We start from the raw sequence: 25,050 nt of genomic DNA on the forward strand, positions 1-25,050 counted from the left end.
TGCAATTTGAAATTGTTTGTATATCGTCAGTAGCAAAATTGGTTTAAAAACAGACTGCGAGAGTTAATGCTAGGTTAATGCTGGGTTAATGTCTTTTTTTCAGAATAAATCGCTTATTTTTGGTTCTGCAATCTGTCAGTATGAAAAAGAAAATCAACTTATTAATCGGATTCTCGGCTCTGGTTCTGGTCGTACTTTCGGCCATACAGTACTATTTAGTCAAGACGACTTATGAGTATAAAGTCGAACAGTTCCGTTCTGAAATCAAGGAGAAAATTGCAAAAATCACAAACGATTACAGCGATATCGATTCTACCATATTCAGTAAGAAGGATCTGTTATATAAACAGTTGGCAGAAAATTACATTCGGGATAAAAGCACGCGTTTCCATATCAAAAATGCCCTGCTACAAAATGAGTTTAAAAGCGAACTTACCCGAAAACTAAAGGAAGAATTTGAAAGTGAAATACCAAATCTGACTATTGATTTTGCTATTGTTTTAGACAAATTCGTGATTTATGACGCTACAAAAGAAGCGGACACCATATTTGCAGAAAAGCCTTTTATTGAAAATAAACTCTACGGCGACCTGGCCTCTCTGGATGATGCTTTCCTGATTCGGAATTATGTAGGAACCACCAGCGGCTCTTTTAAAAAGCAAGAGCTCAGTTCCGATTATAAACTTCTGACGGAAGACACTTTGTATGTCTCGATTAAAAACTGGGAATATATTGTACTTAAAAGAATGGCACTCATTCTCATTTTTGCCGTTTTTTCCATACTAACATTGATTACTCTGTTTGTAATTGCTATAAAAGCCCTAATCAAACAAAAGAAAATCAGTGACATCAAGACTGATTTCATCAATAATATTACCCATGAGCTCAAAACACCACTCACAACACTCTCCGTTTCTACAAAAATTTTGGAACGAAAAGAAATCCGTGAAAATGATGAGACGTATAACACAGTGTTGGGAACTATCATTCGCCAAAATAACCGTTTACAGAACCTAATCGACCAGGTAATGACCAATTCTTTGGGATTTGAAGAAATAGAACTTCACAAAGAAAAAGTATTGATGCCCGATTTTTTAAATTCAATAGTCAACGATTTTCAGATTGCCTATCCTGACATTTTGATTGAAAAAATGCTTGACCCTAAAAAGATCAACATAAACCTTGATAAGTTCCATTTGACTACAGCTATAACCAATGTGTTAGAAAATGCCGTAAAATATGGCTGTAAAAACATTAGGGTAAAAGCCTCATTACAAGAAGGCCAGTTTGCTATTAGCATTTCTGATGATGGAATTGGTATTTCAAAAAACAAACATTCTCTCCTATTTGATAAATTCTACCGTGTAGAACAAGGCGATTTGCACGATGCCAAAGGATTGGGATTAGGACTTTATTATGTAGACCAGATCATAAAAGCGCATCAGGGAAGTATTCATGTCATTAGTGATTTGGGTAAAGGCGCAACTTTTGACCTTAGACTTCAGATTACAAACGGATAATTCGAATTTATACAGTGACAACTATTATCAAAAAGGTACTTTTAGCGGAAGATGATTTTGATTTTGCAATGATTCTTAAGCAATATCTGGATCTTCATAATTTTCAGGTTTTTTGGGCCAAAGATGGTGAAGAAGCATTAAGCCTATTCCAGAACGAAGAATTCAGCATCTGTATTTTTGATGTCATGATGCCTAAAATTGACGGATTCACATTGGCAGAAAAAATCATAAAGATCAATCCTGAAGTTCCTTTTGTTTTTCTGACTGCCCGAAAATTAAAAGACGATAAAATCAAAGGACTTAAATTAGGAGCCGATGATTATATTGCTAAACCTTTTGAAGCTGACGAGTTGGTTCTCCGTTTAAATAATATAGTCAGAAGAAGTGAAAAGACTGCTCTTCCTGTTTCAGAAGAAATACAGATTGGCAGTTATATTTTTAATCCGCAACGCCTGGAATTAAAAAATGGCAATACCATCCAAAGAGTGACTGAAAAAGAAGGTTCCTTGATTTTTTTCCTTTATAAGAACAAAAACCAGTTATTGAAACGAGAAGAAATCCTAAAAGCTGTCTGGGGAAATGATGATTTTTTTTCCGGTCGAAGTATGGATGTATTTATCAGCCGTTTAAGAAAGTATTTTGGCGGTGACCCGAAAATCTCCATTGAAAGCATCCGTAATATCGGATTGGAGTTCAAACTCAAACAATAAAAAAGCAGACCTATAAGCCGGGTTCTGTATTTCTTAAAAAGAAACCCTTATCATTTATCTAGATTCCGAATTACTCCGGAACTCAATCTACCTACCCTTCGGCAACGGACGAGCCGCCCTTAAAAGCCGATATACTTGGTATTTCACCACATAGAGTTTACCTGGTTTCACTACAGCATTACCTGTACATACTTTCTGTTGCACTTGTCCTCCCGAAATTGCTTCCGGTGACGGGCGTTACCCGCTATGTTGCTCTATGGTGCCCGGACTTTCCTCCCTTTTTTTCAAAACGGCGATAAGGCGGTCTGCGTTTGCAAAACTAATACAATTAATCAAGATTTCCATTAATCTGTAACCTTACCTTATAATCTTATAAATTCAATTAACATTCCGTTAGCAGCTTCAGGGAAATATATATTGTAAATTAGAAATACTAAAAACCAATTAAAAAGAAAAGTCATGGACCATCAAATGTATCATTATGCCACCGTATCCAAAGCCTTGGAAGAGCTGGCAGAAAAAGGATTTACAGTAGATTTTAATCTTGAAGCTGACCGTATTAAAGATTGCGGCGATTGCTTCGAAATTGTCCACATTTACCGTTATGAAGGAGCTACCGATCCTGGAGATGAAGCCACTGTATACGGTATCAAATCGGACAAAGGTGAAAAAGGAGTCTATGTTTCCGGCGACCTGTCTTTCTCAGAAGATGAAGCCGCTCAGACTTTACATGAACTCATAATTAAAGGCAGACAGCCTTCCGAATAAAACATGAACCGATTAGAGGCAAAACTTCAAAAAATTGGCAGTAATCCAAAAGTAACAGCACAATCTGTTGGATTGAGATATTCATCTCAAACTAATAAAGGCTATTACAGGATAAAAGGCAAAAACAATGCATTTGTCTATAAGGATGAAAACAATACAATACTTAAGGATAAGCCGATAATTGAAAGGATAAAAAAGCTGGTTATACCACCAGCTTGGGAGAATGTTTGGATTTCTCCTTATGAAAATGGGCATTTGCAAGTCACCGGAATTGATGCCAAAGGAAGAAAGCAATACCGCTATCACCCGAATTGGAATAAAATCCGGAATCAATCTAAGTTTTACAGATTGAGACGGTTTGCAAATGCCCTTCCAATGATACGAAAACAGATTGAAAAAGATTTAAACCGGAAAGGCCTGCCTTATGAAAAAGTGGTAGCTTTGGTTGTAAAACTTATTGAATTGACCCACATCCGCGTTGGTAATGATGCCTATAAAAAATTATATGGCTCTTTCGGATTAACAACATTGCGAGACAAACATGTGAAGTTTTCTAATTCTTCCGTTTACTTTGATTTTAAAGGTAAAAAAGGTGTTTCTCATAAAATAAGTCTGCAAAGTCGAAAGTTGGCCAATTTGGTCAAAAAATGCAAAGAAATTCCCGGTCAGGAACTTTTCCAATATTATGATGATGAGGGAAAACACCATTCAATTGGATCAGCAGACATTAATAATTATCTCAAAGAGATTACGCAGGAAGACTTTACGGCAAAAGATTTCAGAGTTTGGGCAGGAAGTGTGCAGGCGCTGTTTACTTTTCAGGAAATTGGCGAGTTTATGACGCTAACTGAATGCAAAAGAAATATTGTTTCAGTTATTGATAATGTTGCCAAAAAGCTAGGAAACACAAGAGCTGTCTGCAAAAAATATTATGTACATCCTACCATTATTGCTTCCTATGAAAAAGGCTCTATTTGGAATTACAAAGTAAAACCCAATATTAAAAACAATAAACTAAACCCTGAAGAAGAGGCATTGGTCAGGCTCTTGAAAAAAGAAACTATTGCTGAAGTTTTAGGATAATCCATACGATCATGAAAAAAATAATCTGGCTTTTTCTTGGGATAGGCTTTATTTCCTGTTCCGACAAAAAAGTGAAACCTATTGAAAATACTACTGTTTCAGATACAGTCTCTAAACCTGTTTCGGTTAAAACTACAGACGAAAAGCAGCTTATTGTTCCAGGGAAAAGTATCGGGCTTACTCATTTGGGACAAAATGCAGAAACACTTGCTTCTTTAGGACGTCCTGATTTTTCTGATGCCGCAATGGGAAAAGCCTGGAGCAGCTGGTATTCTAAAGATGGTAAGAAAAACGAATTGAATATTTATACTACTTATAAAGATTCAGAAATGAAAGAAAAAGTAATCCGTCTCATCCGTATTACTTCACCAGAATTTAAAACCGAAGAAGGAATTTCAACGGGAAGTACCTTAAATACAATTCAAAATAGTTATCCCAAACTCGTAATAACAGGAAAATACAAAGATGTTGGGGAATCTGTAGAAATATATGACGCCATAGATTCCGGAGTTGCATTTGAAATCAAAAAGGGAAACTGTATCGGTATTATTGTCCATGAAACCGGCAAAAAGGCAGCCGATGAATACATTACTTTCCATCCCGATATGGAACGGTTGTAGTCCTAAAAAACAAATTTTAAAACTTTTCAACAGTATTTTTTAATCTTTAAATTTAGACCTATATTTGTCGTCCAGTCAAATTTCTATGGAACATTTCGTTGTATCAGCCCGCAAATACCGTCCGCAAACATTTAAAGATGTTGTGGGTCAGCAGGCTATTACAAATACTTTGTTGAATGCCATAGAAAACAATCACCTTGCACAAGCATTACTTTTTACCGGACCTCGCGGTGTTGGGAAAACAACTTGTGCCAGAATCCTGGCTCGTAAGATTAACCAGGAAGGTTATGACGATCCTAACGAAGATTTTGCTTTTAACGTTTTTGAACTGGATGCTGCATCCAACAACTCTGTTGACGATATTAGAAATCTGATCGATCAGGTACGTATCCCACCACAAACAGGACAATACAAAGTTTATATCATTGATGAGGTGCACATGCTTTCACAGGCAGCTTTCAATGCATTTTTAAAAACACTTGAAGAACCGCCAAAGCATGCCATTTTTATATTGGCAACTACAGAAAAGCATAAGATAATACCAACGATATTATCCCGCTGCCAAATATTCGATTTCAAAAGAATTACGGTAAAAGATGCCAAAAATCATTTGGCAGATGTAGCGAATAGCGAAGGAATTACTTTTGAAGATGATGCTTTGCACATTATTGCTCAAAAGGCAGATGGCGCCATGCGTGATGCTTTGTCTATTTTTGACAGGGTTGTCAGTTTTTCAGGAAACAACCTTACGCGATTAGCGGTAACCGAAAACCTGAATGTCTTAGATTATGAGACGTATATCAACATGACCGACCTGATTTTGGAAAACAAAATTCCGGAATTGTTGATTGCTTATAATGAAATCCTTTCTAAAGGTTTTGACGGACATCATTTTATTGCCGGACTTGCCTCCCATTTCAGAGATTTATTAGTTTCAAAAACGCCTAGTACTTTAGCTTTACTTGAAGCTGGAGAACAGGCTCAGAAAATGTATGGGTTACAGGCTCAGAAAGCCTCTCAAGATTTTCTTTTAAAAGGAATTGACCTGGCAAATGATTGTGATTTGAAATTCAAATCCAGCCAAAACCAACGCCTGCTTGTCGAGCTTTGCTTGATGCAGCTTGCCTCTATCACTTTTGATGGAGAAAAAAAAAAGTTGACGGATATATAATTCCACCTAATAACTTCTACGGAAGAGTACTAGAAATTCCGGTAAAATCACCTGAAATTATTGAGATTGCAACTCCTCCTGTTGTTGCTGAACCTGCTCCTGTAATTGAAAAACAGCCAGAACAAGAAACTGCTCCTGCTCCAAAAATTGAAGCACCTACCAATGATATAGGTGTTGCTAAAGTTTCAGCTTTGTCGCTTTCCAGCATCAGAGCAAAACGAGAGTTGGAAAAAGCAAACAGCGCTATTATCAGACATGAAGCCGAATTGCCAAAAGAGCCTTTTACAGAAACCGATATGCTGTTGCAATGGAATAAATATGCACAGCGCTTGGGCGATAAAGGTTATAAAATTTTGGAAGCGCTTTTATTAATCAATGATCCTAAATTAAAAGGCACTACCATTTATCATGAACTTCCAAATGAAGGATCAAAAATTGAGTTTGAATCTGAAAAGCACCATCTTTTAGGGCATTTGCGTGGAAAACTCCATAATTACGAAATCCAAATTGAGGTTGTCGTCAATGAAACCGTTGAGAATAAATTTGCCTTTACTCCTCAGGACAAATACAACAGGCTTAATGAAATTAATCCGAGCCTGGATGTTTTACGAAAAACTTTCGACTTGGACATTTAAGATTTGTGATTTTTGATTTTTGTTTTTTGAATCTTTTAAATTTAATTTTTGATTTTTGATTTTCGCTCTTAAATCCTAAATCTAACATCCTAAATCTAACATCTTAAATCTAACATCTTAAATCTAACATCTTAAATCTAATGTCCTAAATCTGACATCTTAAATCTCAAATCTTATTATAATACAACGCCTTTACAATACCATCTGAAAGTCCTATTTTAGGCACATAAAGATTACGTGCACCACTCCATTTCATAGCATTCAGATATACTTTAAGAGCTGGAATAATTACGTCGGCACGGTCAGCATTAAGACCTAGCTCTGCTATTCTTTGTTCGTATGAAAGTCCGTTTAGGAAGGCATATTGAGAATTCAGATACATATAGGATAGTGGTTTTTCCTGTAGCTTTCCTGACATTTTAAAAACCTTATTGATGTTTCCACCTGAACCAATCATGTTAATCTGTTCGTAATCTTCTGTTATATGTTTGATCCATTTCTCAATTTCTTGCCATACAATATCATTAACCATATTATTGAGCAAACGAACTGTTCCAATTTTAAATGATTTGGAAGCGACTATCTTGCCTTCTGTAAAAAGAGAAAATTCCGTACTGCCACCGCCAACATCTACATAAAGATAAGTCTGGTCGTTTTTAAGCAAATGATGCAGGTCTGAAGAAGCTATTATTGCAGCTTCTTTTTTTCCATCGATAATCTCGATTTTTATATCGGCTTTTTTCTTAATCAGGTCTACGACTTCTTTGCCATTATAGGCTTCACGCATTGCTGATGTTGCACATGCCATATATTTCTCAACTTTATGCACTTTCATCAAAAGCTTGAAGGCTTTCATGGCATCCACCATTCTTTCGATATTTTCTTCTGTAATCTCACCTACAGTAAAGGCATCCTGGCCTAAACGTATAGGGACACGAACCAAGGAGCTTTTGCTAAATTGAGTTTCTTTTCCTTTTTGTTCAACAATATTGGCAATCAGCAGGCGCATCGCATTGGAGCCAATGTCTATCGCTGCGTATTTTCTTATCGTAATCATAGATTCTTTTATCTTTTTTAAATGATGCCTAAAACATCTGCGTTTTTAGACTGTCAGCAGATTTACAAACTAATTCAAGTTTTCAGCAATTACTTCCAGTTTGTTTCTGTAATAATTATAAGTTTCCAGTTGAGCTCTGAAAACAGGATCATCTTTACGTACTCTATATAGATTGTCTAATTTTTCAGAATGAAGCCTTGCTTTTACATTTCCTTTCCAGCCTATATTGAACGTATCTATCAATTCCTGCTTTATATTCTCATCATAAATCGGGCAGGTTACTTCTACCCTTTCATCAAGATTTCGGGTCATAAAATCTGCCGATGAAATATAAACTTCCGGATCGCCATCGTTATAAAAAATATAAACACGGGAATGTTCTAAATAATTATCGACTATACTGATAGCTTCAATATTCTCGCTCATGCCCGGAACTCCAGGAATCAAAGAACAGATTCCTCTTACAATCAGCCTGATTTTTACTCCTGCCCTGCTCGCATCATACAATTTATCAATCATGCCATAATCGGAAAGACTATTCATTTTTAAACTGATATGGGCTTCTTTTCCTTCCCTGACATTGGCAATTTCTCTATCAATCAGTTTTTCAAAACGGGTTCTTGTATAATGTGGCGAAACAACCAGATGTTTATAACGATGTACGCGGTAATTGATATCGAAGAAATCGAAAATCTTTGCCACATCTTTTAATATTTTAGTATGGCTGGTAAATAAAGTCACATCAGTATAAACCTTAGCCGTAGATTCGTTGAAATTTCCTGTTGAGATTAATCCATAGCGTTTTACCTTTCCTTCTTCAACACGCTCAATTACACATATCTTGCTATGCACTTTTAATCCTTTTATTCCGAAAATCAATTCAATTCCTTCAGTCTGCATCTGTTCTGCATACGAAATGTTACTGGCTTCATCAAAACGGGCCTGCAATTCAATTTGTACGGTTACTTTTTTACCGTTCTTCGCCGCATTAATCAGGGAACTAATAATTTGGGAATTTTTGGCAAGTCGGTACAAGGTAATCTTAATCGAAATCACTTTAGGATCCAGCGCTGCTTCACGCAGAAATTTAATCAGATAAGAAAAAGATTGGTAAGGTGCATTGACCAGATAATCTTTTTTAGCAATCTTTTCAAGCATACTTCCTTCCAGACTTAGTCCATCAACTGGCAAAGGAACATTTGCCTGATATAAAAGATCGTATCTTCCAAGATTTGGAAAATCCATATAATCACGACGGTTATGATATCTTCCTCCAGGAATGATACTATCGGTTGAGTCAATTCCCATTTTATTAAGGAAAAATTTCAACGTATCTTTTTCAATAGACTGGTCATATACAAAACGTACCGGTTCACCAATTCGACGATCTTTCACACTGGTAGAAATTTTTTCCATCAAGCTCTTGCTTTGGTCGCTATCGATATCCAGCTGAGCATCTCTGGTAATTTTTATCATATGCGCCGATATGCTTTCATAATCAAAAATATTGAATATGCTGCCAAGATTATATCTAATAACATCGTCCAATAATATGATATACTGCTTGTCATTACTTGAAGGCAATACTACAAATCGGTTTACGGTTTTTGGTATCTCAATAACGGCATAACGCACGTCTTTTTTGGGTTTTTTGATTTTTAATACCGTGTCTTTAACAACAATCTTAGTTGTTGATTTTGGCTTTGTCATAACCAATTTAACTGCAAGATATCCTGATGTATCCTTTAAAATTGGGAATTCAGCCAAGTCATTCAATATAATAGTTACCAATGCCGGGCTTACTTTTTGAATAAAGAAGTCTTTGATAAAATTTTCCTGTTCGCGGGAAATTTCGGTCTCATTGATAATAAAAATATTTTCTTTTTCAAGCTCGCTTTCAATAATACTCAAAATCCTTAAGCTTTCAGACTGTTGCTGGATAACAATTTCTGTTATATCCTTAACTAATTGCTGCGAACTGATGCCGCCTAAAAGTTTTTCTCCGGAAACACCTGCATGGCTCAAACGACGGATAGCAGCAAATCGAACACGGAAAAACTCATCAAGATTATTGGAAAAGATTCCTAAAAAACGAAGTCTGTCTAATAGTGGTACATTTTTATCTGCGGCTTCTTGTAGAACTCTGGCATTAAAAGCAAGCCAGCTTTTTTCACGATCAATATAACGGTAATCAATTGGTGGAATCATATTTTTTTAAATCTCTAGGAAAAATCACTTGTTGCGTTTTGCCTTTATCGATCGATTGCCAGTCATTGCTCTGAAAATTAATAGAAACAAATCCGGTTGTAGGAACATTATCGATAAAAACGTTCCCAAATTTATTAACAAAATTTGTTATAGCATCATTATGTCCGAAAAGAATAACGTTGTCGTAATCATTATTACATGATTTAATAAATTTTTCGAGCTGTCTTTCATCGAAAGTATAGAGTTCGTCTTTAAAAATAATACTTTCAATTGGACAAGAAAGATTTTGTGCAAAAATGATAGCAGTTTCTGATGCCCTTTTCGCCGTACTGCTCAATATAGTAAATGTCTTAGGAAGGTGTTTTCCTATCTGCATTGAAACCATATGAGCATCTTGCATACCTCTGCTGGCTAAAGGACGATCTTTATCTAGAAGTGGAGCATTCCAACTTGATTTCCCATGTCGTATTAATATCAAATTCTTCATACAATGATAATTTTAAAAACTAGTTAGACTTTAAAAACACCTCTATTTACTAGAACAAATTACAAAAAAAAGTTTACTTCACAGACATTTTAGGCACTTTTATCGAAAAAACTACGGATTTCCGTAAGTTAAATTTTTATTAACATACATTCGCTATGTAAAAGTCTATTAACACAAACTTTAAAGACTACCATCAGTTGCAAATTTAGATAGCAAAACTTAAATACCACCTTTTGAAGTTTTCTGTCAGTCAGATTGCAAAATTTCCCTTTTAACAAATACTCGTGTCCAAAAATACTTGGACTGTTTTTCTATGCTTTTATTTTAATGATAAATCAATAAAAAAACCACAATGTTGAGAATAATTAAAAAATCCATTTGAATAAAGAGAGAATTATGTAAAAAAGATACTTTAACGACTATTTATGCTATTCACGGATAAAATTATTTATCTAGAAAACTAGATGTTAGTTTTAAACCCGAAAAGTAATTTGAATGTTCTTATTTCTATCAAAATAAGATCTACGCTTTAAAAAACTTTACCCAAAAAATACGTACATGAAAAATTTTACGCTGCGTGAGGAAATAAAAGTACCACAAACTTTTATCATCGAAAAGAAAAATGGCCGCTTAAAAAAACGAGTCCGATTAAACAACAAAACGGTTCTTAGCAAATTACTTCTGCTAAGCTTCTTGGTTTTGACAGCACTGCCTTCATTTGCACAGCAAAAAGAACTTCCTGCAAGGGCTACAAAACCCAATCTACCCTATGCTCCTGTAGTAAAAGCAAATAAAGGAGGATTGGAATATCAGACTATGGCTGTTGCCGGATCTATTTCAGTAGCAGAAAATGCAACATACAATGCTTATACAGCAGAACAATTGGTTAAAAACCTTTTTGTTACGGGTTGTTTATCGGCAAGTAATGTTAGATTTGGTTATTATTCAAAAAGTGGTAATAATTACACATGGCAAAACCACACATGGTCATCGACACCAGGTAATCGTCAATTAGCTTATTTCAACAAAGCAACTTCTACTTTTCCAATTGAAGAGGGACTATTGCTTACAACGGGAAAAGCTTCCTCTGCAATGGGACCAAACAATACTGGAGGAAGTACAGATGAAATGGTAAAAGCAGCCAATGACCCTGATTTAGCGAGTATTACAGGGCGAACAATTTATGATGCAGCAACTTTGGAATTTGACTTTGTGCCTGCAGGTAATACTTTAGAATTTAAATATGTTTTTTCGTCTGAAGAATATTTGGAATATTGCGAAACTGGCTATAACGATGCTTTCGGATTTTTCTTAAGCGGTCCTGGAATTTCAGGTCCATACAGAAACAATGCGATCAATTTGGCGGTCCTTCCAAACACTACGACTCCTATCTCTATCAATACAATCCACTCTGCAGGAACAAATGTTAATGGCAATAACTTCCCGGCAGTAAACGGGCAATATTATCAAAACAATGCAGCGGGATCAACTACAACACAGTTTGATGGAAATACTGTTATCTTAACAGCTACTTATCCTGTTACACCTTGCTCAACATACAGAATCAAATTAAGTATTGGTGATGCAAGTGATCAGAAATGGGATTCTGGCGTTTTCCTGGGAGCTCGAAGCTTTAATTCGGAAAATATTGTTCTTACGAATTATGGAAACATGATTGAAAATCAGAATAATATTTTTGAAGGTTGTAACAATAAATTCAGAGTACAAAGAACAGGCAGTGATATTTCGCAGCCTTTAGTTGTTAATCTTCTTTTATCTGGAACTTTTACCAATGGAGTTGATATTCAAACAGCTGGCGGACAGCCATTCCCAACACAGGTAACAATTCCCGCTAATCAGACTTATATTGATATACCTTATACTTCTGTAGCTGATGGTGTACCAGACAATGCTGAAACTTTTATTGTAAAAACAATAACGAGCTGTCCATGTTCTAGTGATGTAGTATATGTGACGCAAACAATGACCATTTATGAAACAGCTGTTCTTAACTCAATCAATGCAACCAATGCACAGTGTAATGGGCAAAACAACGGAACATTAACTGTAAACGTTTCTGGTGGTTCAGGAAGCTATCTATATTCTATAGATAATGGAACAAACTGGCAGAGTATCAATACTTTTTCAAACTTATCACCTGGAAACTATACAGTAGTAGTAAAAGATCCTGGAAGCTGTAAACCAAACATTAGCGGTACAGCTACTATCGGTAACCCTACTCCTATTGTAGCAAATGCAGGCCCTGATGTTACTATTTGCCCTGGTGGAAATACACAATTAAGCGGAAGCGGCGGTGTTATTTACAGCTGGAGTCCATCTACAGGACTGAATTTTAGTAATATCGCAAACCCTATTGCTTCTCCAACCACCACAACAACCTATACTTTGACCGTTACAAACGCTAGCGGACAATGTACATCAACAGATCAGGTAGTTGTCAATGTGGATGCATCGCCTGTAGCTCCAACTGCTGCAAGCGTAAACAATAACAATATCTGTTCAAATGTAGGAGGAAATATCATCCTATCTGCAACAGGAGGATCAGGTACTAACCTAAAATGGTATACCTCAAGTTGTGGCGGAACAGCAATCGGAACAGGAAACAATCTTTCTATTGCAGCACCAACACAAACAACTACATATTATGTACGTTGGGAAAGCAGCTGTGGAAATTCGACATGTGCTCAAGTAACTGTAAATGTGAAACCTACAGTTACCTTAACTGGTCCAACTAATGCTAGTATTCAGGGATGTAACCAAAGTAGTATTACTCCTTTGACTTATAGTGAAACACCTGTATCAATTACATTGGCACAATTTCAAAATGCAGGGGGAACAACTTCAAATGCTTCCCTAGCACATACAATAACTTATAAAGACACTAAAGCAGGTAGTTGTCCTACGGTTGTCACTAGAGTATTTACGGTTGCTACAGATTGTACAACTGCAAATTTTACTCAGACAATCACTATAAACGACACTACAGCTCCAACATTTACTGGAACATTGCCTGCCGCCAGCATAACTGCTTCATGCGGAAATATACCTGCTGCGGCTACGCTTACTGCAACCGATGCCTGTGGAAGCGCAACGGTAACTTTTGCCGAGACAAGGACTAATGGTTCTTGTGTCGGAAACTATACCCTGACAAGAAAATGGACGGCTACCGACCTTTGCGGGAACACTGCTGAACACACTCAGATTGTAACCGTGAGCGACGCACAGTCTCCTGTATTCGCAGGAACATTGCCTGCTGCCAACATAACTGCAACTTGCGGAAATATACCTGCTGCGGCTACGCTTACTGCAACCGATGCATGCGGAAGCGCAACGGTAACTTTTGCCGAGACAAGGACTAATGGTTCTTGTGCCGGAAACTATACCCTGACAAGAAAATGGACTGCTACCGACCTTTGCGGTAATACTGCTGAGTACACTCAGACTGTAACCGTTACTGATACGCAGGCTCCTGTATTTGCAGGAACATTGCCTGCTGCCAGCATAACTGCTTCATGTGGAAACATTCCAGCTGCGGCTACGCTTACTGCAACCGATGCCTGTGGAAGCGCAACGGTAACTTTTGCCGAGACAAGGACTAATGGTTCTTGTGTCGGAAACTATACCCTGATAAGAAAATGGACGGCTACCGACCTTTGCGGGAACACTGCTGAACACACTCAGATTGTAACCGTGAGCGACGCACAGTCTCCTGTATTCGCAGGAACATTGCCTGCTGCCAACATAACTGCAACTTGCGGAAATATACCTGCTGCGGCTACGCTTACTGCAACCGATGCATGCGGAAGCGCAACGGTAACTTTTGCCGAGACAAGGACTAATGGTTCTTGTGCCGGAAACTATACCCTGACAAGAAAATGGACGGCTACCGACCTTTGCGGTAATACTGCTGAGTACACTCAGACTGTAACCGTTACTGATACGCAGGCTCCTGTATTTGCAGGAACATTGCCTGCTGCCAGCATAACTGCTTCATGTGGAAACATTCCAGCTGCGGCTACGCTTACTGCAACCGATGCCTGTGGAAGCGCAACGGTAACTTTCGCCGAAACAAGGACTAATGGTTCTTGTGCCGGAAACTATACCCTGACAAGAAAATGGACTGCTACTGATCTTTGTGGTAACACTGCCGTACATACACAAGTAGTAACTGTAACCGATACTCAGGCTCCTGTATTCGCAGGAACACCTCCTGCTGATGTTGCTGTATCTTGCGGAAACATACCGGCTGCGGCTACGCTTACTGCAACCGATGCATGCGGAACTGCAACGGTAACATTCGCTGAAACAAGAACTGACGGTGCTTGTGCTGGAAGCTACACGCTTACTAGAAAATGGACAGCTACCGATCTTTGCGGTAACACTGCCGTACACACACAAGTAGTGACTGTAACTGATACACAGGCTCCTACTTTTGTAGGAACATTACCTTCTGATGTTGCCATATCTTGCGGAAACATTCCTGCTGCGGCTACGCTTACTGCAACCGATGCCTGTGGAAGCGCAACGGTAACTTTCGCCGAAACAAGGACTAATGGTTCTTGTGCCGGAAACTATACCCTGACAAGAAAATGGACTGCTACTGACCTTTGCGGTAACACTGCCGTACACACACAAGTAGTGACTGTAACTGATACACAGGCTCCTACTTTTGTAGGAACACCTCCTGCTGATGTTGCCATATCTTGCGGAAACATTCCAGCTGCGGCTACGCTTACTGCAACCGATGCCTGTGGAAGCGCAACGGTAACTTTTGCCGAGACAAGGACTAATGGTGCATGTGCCGGAAGCTATACGCTTACAAGAAAATGGACGGCTACCGACCTATGCGGTAATACTGCTGAGTACACTCAGACTGTAACCGTTACTGATACCCAGGCTCCTGTATTCGCAGGAACATTGCCTGCTGCCAGCATAACTGCAGCTTGTGGAAACATTCCAGCTGCGGCTACGCTTACTGCAACCGATGCTTGTGGAAGCGCAACGGTAACATTCGCCGAGACAAGGACTAATGGTTCTTGTGCCGGAAACTATACCCTGACAAGAAAATGGACGGCTACCGACCTATGCGGTAATACTGCTGAGTACACTCAGACTGTAACCGTTACTGATACGCAGGCTCCTGTATTTGCAGGAACATTGCCTGCTGCCAGCATAACTGCTTCATGTGGAAACATTCCAGCTGCGGCTACGCTTACTGCAACCGATGCCTGTGGAAGCGCAACGGTAACTTTTGCCGAGACAAGGACTAATGGTGCATGTGCCGGAAGCTACACGCTTACAAGAAAATGGACGGCTACCGACCTATGCGGTAATACTGCTGAACACACTCAGATTGTAACCGTTACTGATACCCAGGCTCCTGTATTCGCAGGAACATTGCCTGCTGCCAGCATAACTGCTTCATGTGGAAACATTCCAGCTGCGGCTACGCTTACTGCAACCGATGCCTGTGGAAGCGCAACTGTAACTTTCGCCGAAACAAGGACTAATGGTGCTTGCGCCGGAAGCTACACACTCACAAGAAAATGGACGGCTACTGACCTTTGCGGTAACACTGCCGTACACACGCAAGTAGTAACTGTAACCGATACACAGGCTCCTACTTTTGTAGGAACATTGCCTGCTGCCGAAGTGGCTGCGGCTTGCGACAACATACCTGCTGCGGCTACGCTTACTGCAACCGATGCCTGTGGAACTGCAACGGTAACTTTCGCCGAAACTAGAACCGATGGTGCTTGTGCCGGAAGCTACACGCTTACAAGAAAATGGACGGCTACCGACCTTTGCGGTAATACTGCCGAACACACACAGGTAGTAACCGTAACCGATACCCAGGCTCCTGCATTCGATGGAACATTGCCTGCTGCCGAAGTGGCTGCGGCTTGCGACAACATACCTGCTGCGGCTACACTTACTGCAACCGATGCCTGTGGAACTGCAACGGTAACTTTTGCTGAAACTAGAACCGATGGTGCTTGTGCCGGAAGCTACACGCTTACAAGAAAATGGACGGCTACTGATCTATGCGGTAACACTGCCGAACACACTCAGGTAGTGAACGTAACCGATACACAGGCTCCTGCATTCGATGGAACATTGCCTGCTGCCGAAGTGGCTGCGTCTTGTGACAACATACCGGCTGCGGCTACGCTTACTGCAACCGATGCCTGTGGAACTGCAACGGTAACTTTCGCCGAAACTAGAACCGATGGTGCTTGCGCCGGAAGCTATACGCTTACTAGAAAATGGACGGCTACCGACCTATGCGGTAATACTGCCGAACACACTCAGGTAGTGACCGTAACCGATACACAGGCTCCTGCATTCGATGGAACATTGCCTGCTGCCGAAGTGGCTGCGGCTTGCGACAACATACCTGCTGCGGCTACACTTACTGCAACCGATGCCTGTGGAACTGCAACGGTAACTTTTGCTGAAACTAGAACCGATGGTGCTTGTGCCGGAAGCTACACGCTTACAAGAAAATGGACGGCTACTGATCTATGCGGTAACACTGCCGAACACACTCAGGTAGTGAACGTAACCGATACCCAGGCTCCAACATTTACTGGAACATTGCCTGCTGCCGAAGTGGCTGCGGCTTGCGACAATATCCCGGCTGCGGCTACGCTTACTGCAACCGATGCCTGTGGAACTGCAACGGTAACTTTTGCTGAAACTAGAACCGATGGTGCTTGCGCCGGAAGCTACACGCTTACAAGAAAATGGACGGCTACCGACCTTTGCGGTAACACTGCCGAACACACACAGGTAGTGACCGTAACCGATACCCAGGCTCCTGTATTTGCAGGAACATTGCCTGCTGCCGAAGTGGCTGCGGCTTGCGACAACATACCTGCTGCGGCTACGCTTACTGCAACCGATGCCTGTGGAACTGCAACGGTAACTTTCGCCGAAACTAGAACCGATGGTGCTTGTGCCGGAAGCTACACGCTTACAAGAAAATGGACGGCTACCGACCTTTGCGGTAATACTGCCGAACACACACAGGTAGTAACCGTAACCGATACCCAGGCTCCTGCATTCGATGGAACATTGCCTGCTGCCGAAGTGGCTGCGGCTTGCGACAACATACCTGCTGCGGCTACACTTACTGCAACCGATGCCTGTGGAACTGCAACGGTAACTTTTGCTGAAACTAGAACCGATGGTGCTTGTGCCGGAAGCTATACGCTTACAAGAAAATGGACGGCTACCGACCTTTGCGGTAACACTGCCGAACACACACAGGTAGTGAACGTAACCGATACCCAGGCTCCTGTATTTGTAGGAACTTTGCCTGCGGCTAGTATCAATGCGTCTTGCGACAACATACCTGCTGCGGCTACGCTTACTGCAACTGATGCTTGCGGAACTGCAACGGTAACTTTTGCTGAAACAAGAACCGATGGTGCTTGCGCCGGAAGCTACACGCTTACAAGAAAATGGACGGCTACCGACCTTTGCGGTAATACTGCCGAACACACACAGGTAGTGACCGTAACCGATATCCAGGCTCCTGCATTCGATGGAACATTGCCTGCTGCTGAACTGGCTGCGTCTTGTGACAACATACCGGCTGCGGCTACGCTTACTGCAACCGATGCCTGTGGAACTGCAACGGTAACTTTCGCCGAAACTAGAACCGATGGTGCTTGCGCCGGAAGCTATACGCTTACTAGAAAATGGACGGCTACCGACCTATGCGGTAATACTGCCGAACACACACAGGTAGTGACCGTAACCGATACCCAGGCTCCTGTATTTGCAGGAACATTGCCTGCTGCCGAAGTGGCTGCGTCTTGCGACAATATCCCGGCTGCGGCTACGCTTACTGCAACCGATGCCTGTGGAAGTGCTACGGTAACTTTTGCTGAAACTAGGACTGACGGTGCTTGCGCCGGAAGCTACACGCTTACAAGAAAATGGACGGCTACCGACCTTTGCGGTAATACTGCCGAACACACACAGGTAGTGAACGTAACCGATACCCAGGCTCCTGTATTTGCAGGAACATTGCCTGCTGCCGAAGTGGCTGCGTCTTGCGACAATATCCCGGCTGCGGCTACGCTTACTGCAACCGATGCTTGCGGAAGTGCAACGGTAACTTTTGCTGAAACTAGGACTGACGGTGCTTGCGCCGGAAGCTATACGCTTACAAGAAAATGGACGGCTACCGACCTTTGCGGTAACACTGCCGAACACACACAGGTAGTGAACGTAACCGATACCCAGGCTCCTGTATTTGTAGGAACTTTGCCTGCGGCTAGTATCAATGCGTCTTGCGACAACATACCTGCTGCGGCTACGCTTACTGCAACTGATGCTTGCGGAACTGCAACGGTAACTTTTGCTGAAACAAGAACCGATGGTGCTTGCGCCGGAAGCTACACGCTTACAAGAAAATGGACGGCTACCGACCTTTGCGGTAATACTGCCGAACACACACAGGTAGTGACCGTAACCGATATCCAGGCTCCTGCATTCGATGGAACATTGCCTGCTGCTGAACTGGCTGCGTCTTGCGACAACATACCTGCTGCGGCTACGCTTACTGCAACTGATGCTTGTGGAAGTGCAACTGTAACATTCGCCGAAACTAGGACTGACGGTGCATGTGCTGGAAGCTATACGCTTACAAGAAAATGGACGGCTACCGACCTATGCGGTAATACTGCCGAACACACTCAGGTAGTGAACGTAACCGATACACAGGCTCCTGTATTTGCAGGAACATTGCCTGCTGCCGAAGTGGCTGCGTCTTGCGACAATATCCCGGCTGCGGCTACGCTTACTGCAACTGATGCCTGTGGAACTGCAACGGTAACTTTTGCTGAAACTAGGACTGACGGTGCTTGCGCCGGAAGCTACACGCTTACAAGAAAATGGACGGCTACTGACCTATGCGGTAACACTGCCGAACACACTCAGGTAGTGACCATAACCGATACCCAGGCTCCTGCATTCGATGGAACATTGCCTGCGGCTGAACTGGCTGCGTCTTGCGACAATATCCCGGCTGCGGCTACGCTTACTGCAACTGATGCTTGCGGAACTGCAACGGTAACTTTTGCTGAAACTAGAACCGATGGTGCTTGCGCCGGAAGCTATACGCTTACTAGAAAATGGACGGCTGCTGACCTTTGCGGTAACACTGCCGAACACACTCAGGTAGTGACCGTAACCGATATCCAGGCTCCTGCATTCGATGGAACATTGCCTGCGGCTGAACTGGCTGCGGCTTGTGATAATATCCCGGCTGCGGCTACGCTTACTGCAACTGATGCTTGCGGAACTGCAACGGTAACATTCGCCGAAACTAGGACTGACGGTGCTTGTGCTGGAAGCTATACGCTTACAAGAAAATGGACGGCTGCCGACCTATGCGGAAATACTGCCGAACACACACAGGTAGTGAACGTAACCGATACCCAGGCTCCTGCATTCGATGGAACATTGCCTGCGGCTGAACTGGCTGCGTCTTGTGATAATATCCCGGCTGCGGCTACGCTTACTGCAACTGATGCTTGCGGAACTGCAACGGTAACATTCGCCGAAACAAGAACCGATGGTGCTTGTGCCGGAAGCTACACGCTTACTAGAAAATGGACGGCTACCGACCTTTGCGGTAATACTGCCGAACACACTCAGGTAGTGAACGTAACCGATACTCAGGCTCCTGCATTCGATGGAACATTGCCTGCGGTTGAACTGGCTGCGTCTTGCGACAATATCCCGGCTGCGGCTACGCTTACTGCAACTGATGCTTGCGGAACTGCAACGGTAACTTTTGCTGAAACAAGAACCGATGGTGCATGTGCTGGAAGCTATACGCTTACAAGAAAATGGACGGCTACTGACCTATGCGGTAACACTGCCGAACACACACAGGTAGTGAACGTAACCGATACCCAGGCTCCTGCATTCGATGGAACATTGCCTGCGCCTGAACTGGCTGCGTCTTGTGATAATATCCCGGCTGCGGCTACGCTTACTGCAACTGATGCTTGCGGAACTGCAACGGTAACATTCGCCGAAACAAGAACCGATGGTGCTTGTGCCGGAAGCTACACGCTTACTAGAAAATGGACGGCTACCGACCTTTGCGGTAATACTGCCGAACACACTCAGGTAGTGAACGTAACCGATACTCAGGCTCCTGCATTCGATGGAACATTGCCTGCGGTTGAACTGGCTGCGTCTTGCGACAATATCCCGGCTGCGGCTACGCTTACTGCAACTGATGCTTGCGGAACTGCAACGGTAACTTTTGCTGAAACAAGAACCGATGGTGCATGTGCTGGAAGCTATACGCTTACAAGAAAATGGACGGCTACTGACCTATGCGGTAACACTGCCGAACACACTCAAGTAGTGAACGTAACCGATACCCAGGCTCCTGCATTCGATGGAACATTGCCTGCTGCCGAAGTGGCTGCGTCTTGCGACAATATCCCGGCTGCGGCTACGCTTACTGCAACTGATGCTTGCGGAACTGCAACGGTAACTTTCGCCGAAACTAGAACCGATGGTGCTTGCGCTGGAAGCTACACGCTTACTAGAAAATGGACGGCTACTGACCTATGTGGTAATACTGCCGAACATACTCAAATAGTGACCGTAACCGATACTCAGGCTCCAACATTCGTAGAAACTGTACCGGCAGACGTTACCGTAGCTTGTGGAGCAATTCCAGCAGCAGTAACATTAACGGCTACTGATAACTGTAGTTTGGCAACCGTTACAATGCTTGAAACTATTGAAAATGGTGCATGTGCTGGAGATAAGATTATCACAAGAACTTGGACAGCTGTTGACTTATGTAATAACATCGCTTCTGTAACTCAAGTAATAACTGTAGAAGATAATACAGCTCCAACTTTAATTACTCCATTACAAACAACTATAAATGTTGTATGTAGTGAGGTACCTGAAGCACCGGCTTTAGAATTTACAGACTCTTGTTCTTCGGTAGAAAATGTTATATTTGATGAACAGATTGAAAATCAGACAGCAACAGGTTATACTATCACCAGATCTTGGTCTGCGACCGACAGCTGTGGAAATTCAAATGTAGTTACGCAAACAATAAATGTTACGATAGCAAACCCTACGCAAACAATTAACAGCGAACTATGTATCCGAGATCTTTCAATCGATTTGTTTACATTACTTAACAATTCTATAGAAAGAACAGGAACATGGATTGATACTAATAACTCTCAAGGATTACTAGGAAGTATATTTAGTCCTACTAATGTTCCTCTTGGAAATTATATATTAAGTTATGTGATCGCAGACGGCGATTGTCCTAGAACAATTCAAGTCAACATGAATGTAAATGACGACTGTATCGTTTTAGCGCCATGTGAAATCATTGTTCACAACGCCATAACACCAAACGGTGATGGTTTGAATGAGTTCTTTAAAATTGAAGGTCTTGATTGTTATCCAAACAATACTGTAGAGATTTATAATCGTTGGGGAGTTTTAGTATTTGACGCTCAAGGCTACGACAACAATACTAAAGTATTTAGAGGTGTATCTGAAGGTCGTGCCACAGTAAAAAAATCAGAAGAATTACCTGATGGAACTTACTACTACGTACTGAAATATGTCGATGCTGAAGGAAAAACTAGAGAAAAAGCAAGTTATCTATATATTAATAGATAGAGTCAAACTTCCAGGGATTTGCATCCCTGGAACTAAACAAACAAATAAATGAAAACAAAATTTTTATTTTTCGCTTTACTGTTGACAAGTTTTGCAGGTTTTGCGCAACAAGACGCTCAATACACGCAATATATGTACAACACTATTAATATAAACCCGGCCTATGCTGGTTCCAGAGGCGTTATGAGTATTTTCGGCCTTCATAGAACCCAATGGGTTGGTTTGGATGGAGCTCCTGTAACCAATGCAGTTTCTTTAAATACGCCTATCAATAATAGTAAAATAGGTATCGGACTTTCTTTTGTCAACGACAGAATTGGCCCTACAGACGAAAATGCTATTTCAGCTGATATATCTTATACTGTTCAGACATCGGAAACCTATAACCTTTCATTTGGTATTAAAGGAACAGCAAATCTTTTTAGCCTGGACGTAAACAAGCTAAATCCTGTTGATGCCGGTGATCCGCATCTACAAAATTTCAATAACAATTTTACACCTAATGTTGGAGCCGGTGTTTATTTCCACTCCGATAAATTATATGTAGGTCTTTCGGTTCCTAACTTCTTTCAGACTACCCGTTACGAAGACAACTCTGTTTCTGTTTATAAAGAAAGGATGAATTTTTATTTCATCGGAGGTTATGTATTTGACTTAAGTCCTACTATCAAATTTAAGCCTGCTTTCCTTATGAAAACTATTGAAGGTGCTCCCCTACAGCTTGATGTGTCTGGTAATTTCCTATTCAACGATAAATTTACCATTGGCGCAGCCTGGAGATGGGATGCTGCGGTAAGTGTTATGGCTGGCTTCCAGGTTACAGATGGATTATTTGTAGGCTATGGATATGACTTAGAAACTACAAAATTATCCAATTACAACTCTGGCTCGCACGAAATATTCCTTCGATTTGAGCTTTTCAACAAATTCAACAAAGTAACTTCACCAAGGTTCTTCTAATACTGTGTAATCATGAAAATCAAATTTATATACCTCGCATTTTTAAGCATTATCTGTATCAACGGATATTCGCAAAAATCGGCTGTAGCATCAGCAGATAAGAAGTATGAGAAATATGCTTACATTGATGCTATAAAAACCTATGAGCGTGTTGCTGAAAAAGGATACAAGTCACAAGACATGCTTGAAAAACTTGGAAATTCCTATTATTTTAATGCTGATTTGGAAAATGCTGCCAAATGGTATGGTGAGCTTTTTGCAATGACGCAGGATGTAGAACCTGAGTATTTTTACCGCTATTCCCAATCTCTAAAAGGAATTGGAGAATATGATAAGGCCAATGACATGCTTCAGAAATTTAACCAGAAGTCAAGTGGTGATTCTCGTGGAAAACTCTATGAGGAGAAAAAGAATTATCTGGAAGAAATCAAGAAAAATTCTGGTCGATATAAAATAGAAAACGCTGGGATAAATTCTGAATATTCTGATTATGGAAGTGCTTTTTTTGGAGATAAAGTCGTTTTTGCATCAGCGCGAGATACCGGAAACTTTTCAAAAAGACAGCATTCCTGGACAAATATGTATTTTACTAATATGTATGTTTCTGACCTGAGTGCAGACGGTGCTCTTTCAGCTCCTAAAAAATTTGCAAAAAGCCTGAATACCAAATTTCATGAAGCTACTCCTGCTTTTTCCAAAGATGGAAAGACTATGTTTTTTACCCGAAACAATTACAACGACGGAAAAAAGGGCAAAAGCAGCAATAAGGTAACTTTATTAAAAATTTACAAAGCTACCTTAGAAGGTGACAAATGGACAAACGTCACTGAGCTTCCTTTTAACAATAACAATTATAGTGTGGCCCACCCTGCTTTGAGTCCGGATGGAAAAACATTATATTTTGCTTCGGATATGCCGGGAACTTTGGGACAATCTGATATCTTTAAAGTAAGTATCAATGCCGATGGAAGTTTCGGTACTCCTGAAAATCTGGGACCTCAAATAAATACGCCTGGAAGAGAATCTTTCCCTTTCGTATCTGACGAAAATGAATTGTATTTTGCTTCTGACGGACAGCTTGGACTTGGTGGTTTTGATATTTTCGTTTCAAAAATGGGAAACGACGGTAGCTTCAAAGAAGTTAAAAATGTTGGAGAACCTGCTAACAGTAAAAAAGATGATTTTGGATATATTATTAACTCCAAAACAAGAATAGGCTTTCTAAGCTCCAACAGAGATGGTGGAAACGGTAATGATGATATCTACAAATTTGTCGAAACCAAAAGGCTTGAATTTGCCTGCGAACAGCTTTTAGCGGGAACTATAACCGACATGGAAACCGGAGTTATCCTTCCAAATACTAAAGTGACTTTATTTGATGAAAAGTTCAACAAATTAAAAGAAACTACATCAGATGCTTCAGGAAAATATTCTTTTGAGGATGTGCAATGTGGCAAATCGTATTATGTAAGAGCTGAAAAACAAGAATACGTAACTAAAGAGTCTCGTATAACTTTACCAAAAGAAAGCGGAGAAACCGATCTTCCTATTGCTTTAGAAAAAGCAGTCAAGAAAGTTAAAGTTGGTGATGACCTGGCAAAAGCATTTGGTATCAAGATAATTTATTTTGACTTGGATAAATGGAATATCCGTCCGGATGCAGCTACAGACTTAGCAAAAATCGTTGACGTAATGAAAGAATATCCGACTATGAAAGTTGATGTAAGATCACATACAGATAGCCGTCAGACGCACAAGTATAATGAAAGACTATCAGATCGCAGAGCAAAATCAACTATTGCATGGATGATTGGCGACGGAATACAAGCATCAAGATTAACCGGAAAAGGTTATGGCGAAACACAATTGGTAAACAAATGTTCTGATGGAGTTCCGTGTTCTGAAGAAGAACATCAATTAAACAGACGAAGCGAATTTATAATAACTGAATTATAAAATATATTAATGCCATAAAAAGCAAAAGCATCCTGGACTAGCAGGATGCTTTTTTTGTTATTCGACCCATTGTAATATATTTTTAAAATATATCCCCATACAATAGTTTTCACGCAGACCTTTATGAAAGAATAATCAGAACAAAAGAACAATCTTAAAT

14 protein-coding genes and 1 other RNA gene are annotated in these 25,050 nt (G+C 40.8%); 10 read left to right on the top strand and 5 right to left on the bottom strand.

The genetic code is table 11. The annotated features are described in order from the left end of the window. Positions 1-140 precede the first annotated feature (140 nt). On the top strand, positions 141-1,520 hold the full coding sequence (locus ABH942_RS09655) for an ATP-binding protein (protein WP_370031449.1): 1,380 nt from the start codon (positions 141-143) through the stop codon (positions 1,518-1,520). Positions 1,521-1,546: 26 nt separating this feature from the next. Continuing rightward, positions 1,547-2,230, top strand: coding sequence for a response regulator transcription factor (locus ABH942_RS09660; RefSeq protein ID WP_370031531.1), 684 nt, complete (start codon positions 1,547-1,549; stop codon positions 2,228-2,230). Here ABH942_RS09660 and rnpB read toward each other — a convergent pair. Next, positions 2,228-2,542: RNase P RNA component class A (rnpB, locus tag ABH942_RS09665), an RNA gene on the bottom strand. The two genes, ABH942_RS09660 and rnpB, sit on opposite strands and share 3 nt — an antisense overlap. Before the next feature lie 147 nt (positions 2,543-2,689). On the opposite strand from rnpB, the gene ABH942_RS09670 reads away from it, so the two are divergent. From ABH942_RS09670 to dnaX, 4 genes are all read left to right on the top strand, one after another. Further along, the gene (locus ABH942_RS09670; protein WP_139999711.1) at positions 2,690-2,998 is read left to right on the top strand and encodes a hypothetical protein; all 309 of its coding nucleotides are present in this window, start codon (positions 2,690-2,692) and stop codon (positions 2,996-2,998) included. Positions 2,999-3,001: 3 nt separating this feature from the next. Then, entirely contained in the window at positions 3,002-4,081 is a 1,080-nt protein-coding gene (locus ABH942_RS09675) for a DNA topoisomerase IB (RefSeq protein WP_370031451.1), read from the top strand. An 11-nt stretch (positions 4,082-4,092) separates the two neighbouring features. Then, complete coding sequence (locus ABH942_RS09680) at positions 4,093-4,701, top strand: hypothetical protein (protein ID WP_370031453.1); 609 nt, start codon at positions 4,093-4,095, stop codon at positions 4,699-4,701. A gap of 85 nt (positions 4,702-4,786) precedes the next feature. Then, on the top strand, positions 4,787-5,872 hold the full coding sequence (dnaX, locus tag ABH942_RS09685) for a DNA polymerase III subunit gamma/tau (protein WP_370031455.1): 1,086 nt from the start codon (positions 4,787-4,789) through the stop codon (positions 5,870-5,872). 16 nt (positions 5,873-5,888) lie between these two features. Here dnaX and ABH942_RS09690 read toward each other — a convergent pair whose 3' ends face one another. Beyond that, positions 5,889-6,080 carry a hypothetical protein gene (locus ABH942_RS09690; protein WP_370031457.1) on the bottom strand — a complete coding sequence of 64 codons (192 nt, stop codon included), beginning with the start codon at positions 6,078-6,080 and terminating at the stop codon, positions 5,889-5,891. Between the two features lie 16 nt (positions 6,081-6,096). On the opposite strand from ABH942_RS09690, the gene ABH942_RS09695 reads away from it, so the two are divergent. After that, on the top strand, positions 6,097-6,507 hold the full coding sequence (locus ABH942_RS09695; protein ID WP_370031459.1) for a DNA polymerase III subunit gamma/tau: 411 nt from the start codon (positions 6,097-6,099) through the stop codon (positions 6,505-6,507). A 166-nt stretch (positions 6,508-6,673) separates the two neighbouring features. Here ABH942_RS09695 and ABH942_RS09700 read toward each other — a convergent pair whose 3' ends face one another. The 3 genes from ABH942_RS09700 to ABH942_RS09710 form a co-directional block, all read right to left on the bottom strand. Next, positions 6,674-7,564, bottom strand: a complete 891-nt coding sequence (locus ABH942_RS09700) for a Ppx/GppA phosphatase family protein (RefSeq protein WP_139999703.1) — start codon at positions 7,562-7,564, stop codon at positions 6,674-6,676. A 69-nt stretch (positions 7,565-7,633) separates the two neighbouring features. Next, positions 7,634-9,772 carry a polyphosphate kinase 1 gene (gene ppk1 / locus ABH942_RS09705; protein ID WP_370031461.1) on the bottom strand — a complete coding sequence of 713 codons (2,139 nt, stop codon included), beginning with the start codon at positions 9,770-9,772 and terminating at the stop codon, positions 7,634-7,636. After that, positions 9,756-10,259 (bottom strand): histidine phosphatase family protein, encoded by a 504-nt coding sequence (locus ABH942_RS09710; RefSeq protein WP_370031463.1) that lies wholly within the window; start codon positions 10,257-10,259, stop codon positions 9,756-9,758. Before ABH942_RS09710 ends, ppk1 begins: the two co-directional genes overlap by 17 nt. Positions 10,260-10,817: 558 nt before the next feature. Between ABH942_RS09710 and ABH942_RS09715 the strand changes: the two genes are divergently transcribed. From ABH942_RS09715 to ABH942_RS09725, 3 genes are read left to right on the top strand one after another with little or no spacing between them, the layout of a single operon-like run. Then, the gene (locus ABH942_RS09715) at positions 10,818-21,974 is read left to right on the top strand and encodes a choice-of-anchor L domain-containing protein (protein WP_370031465.1); all 11,157 of its coding nucleotides are present in this window, start codon (positions 10,818-10,820) and stop codon (positions 21,972-21,974) included. 48 nt (positions 21,975-22,022) lie between these two features. Further along, a complete protein-coding gene (locus ABH942_RS09720) occupies positions 22,023-22,934 on the top strand; it encodes a type IX secretion system membrane protein PorP/SprF (RefSeq protein ID WP_370031467.1) in 912 nt (303 codons plus the stop codon). A gap of 12 nt (positions 22,935-22,946) precedes the next feature. Further along, positions 22,947-24,890 carry an OmpA family protein gene (locus ABH942_RS09725; RefSeq protein ID WP_370031469.1) on the top strand — a complete coding sequence of 648 codons (1,944 nt, stop codon included), beginning with the start codon at positions 22,947-22,949 and terminating at the stop codon, positions 24,888-24,890. Positions 24,891-25,050 lie beyond the last annotated feature (160 nt).

Source organism: Flavobacterium sp. 28YEA47A (assembly GCF_041262125.1).
Classification (GTDB): domain Bacteria; phylum Bacteroidota; class Bacteroidia; order Flavobacteriales; family Flavobacteriaceae; genus Flavobacterium.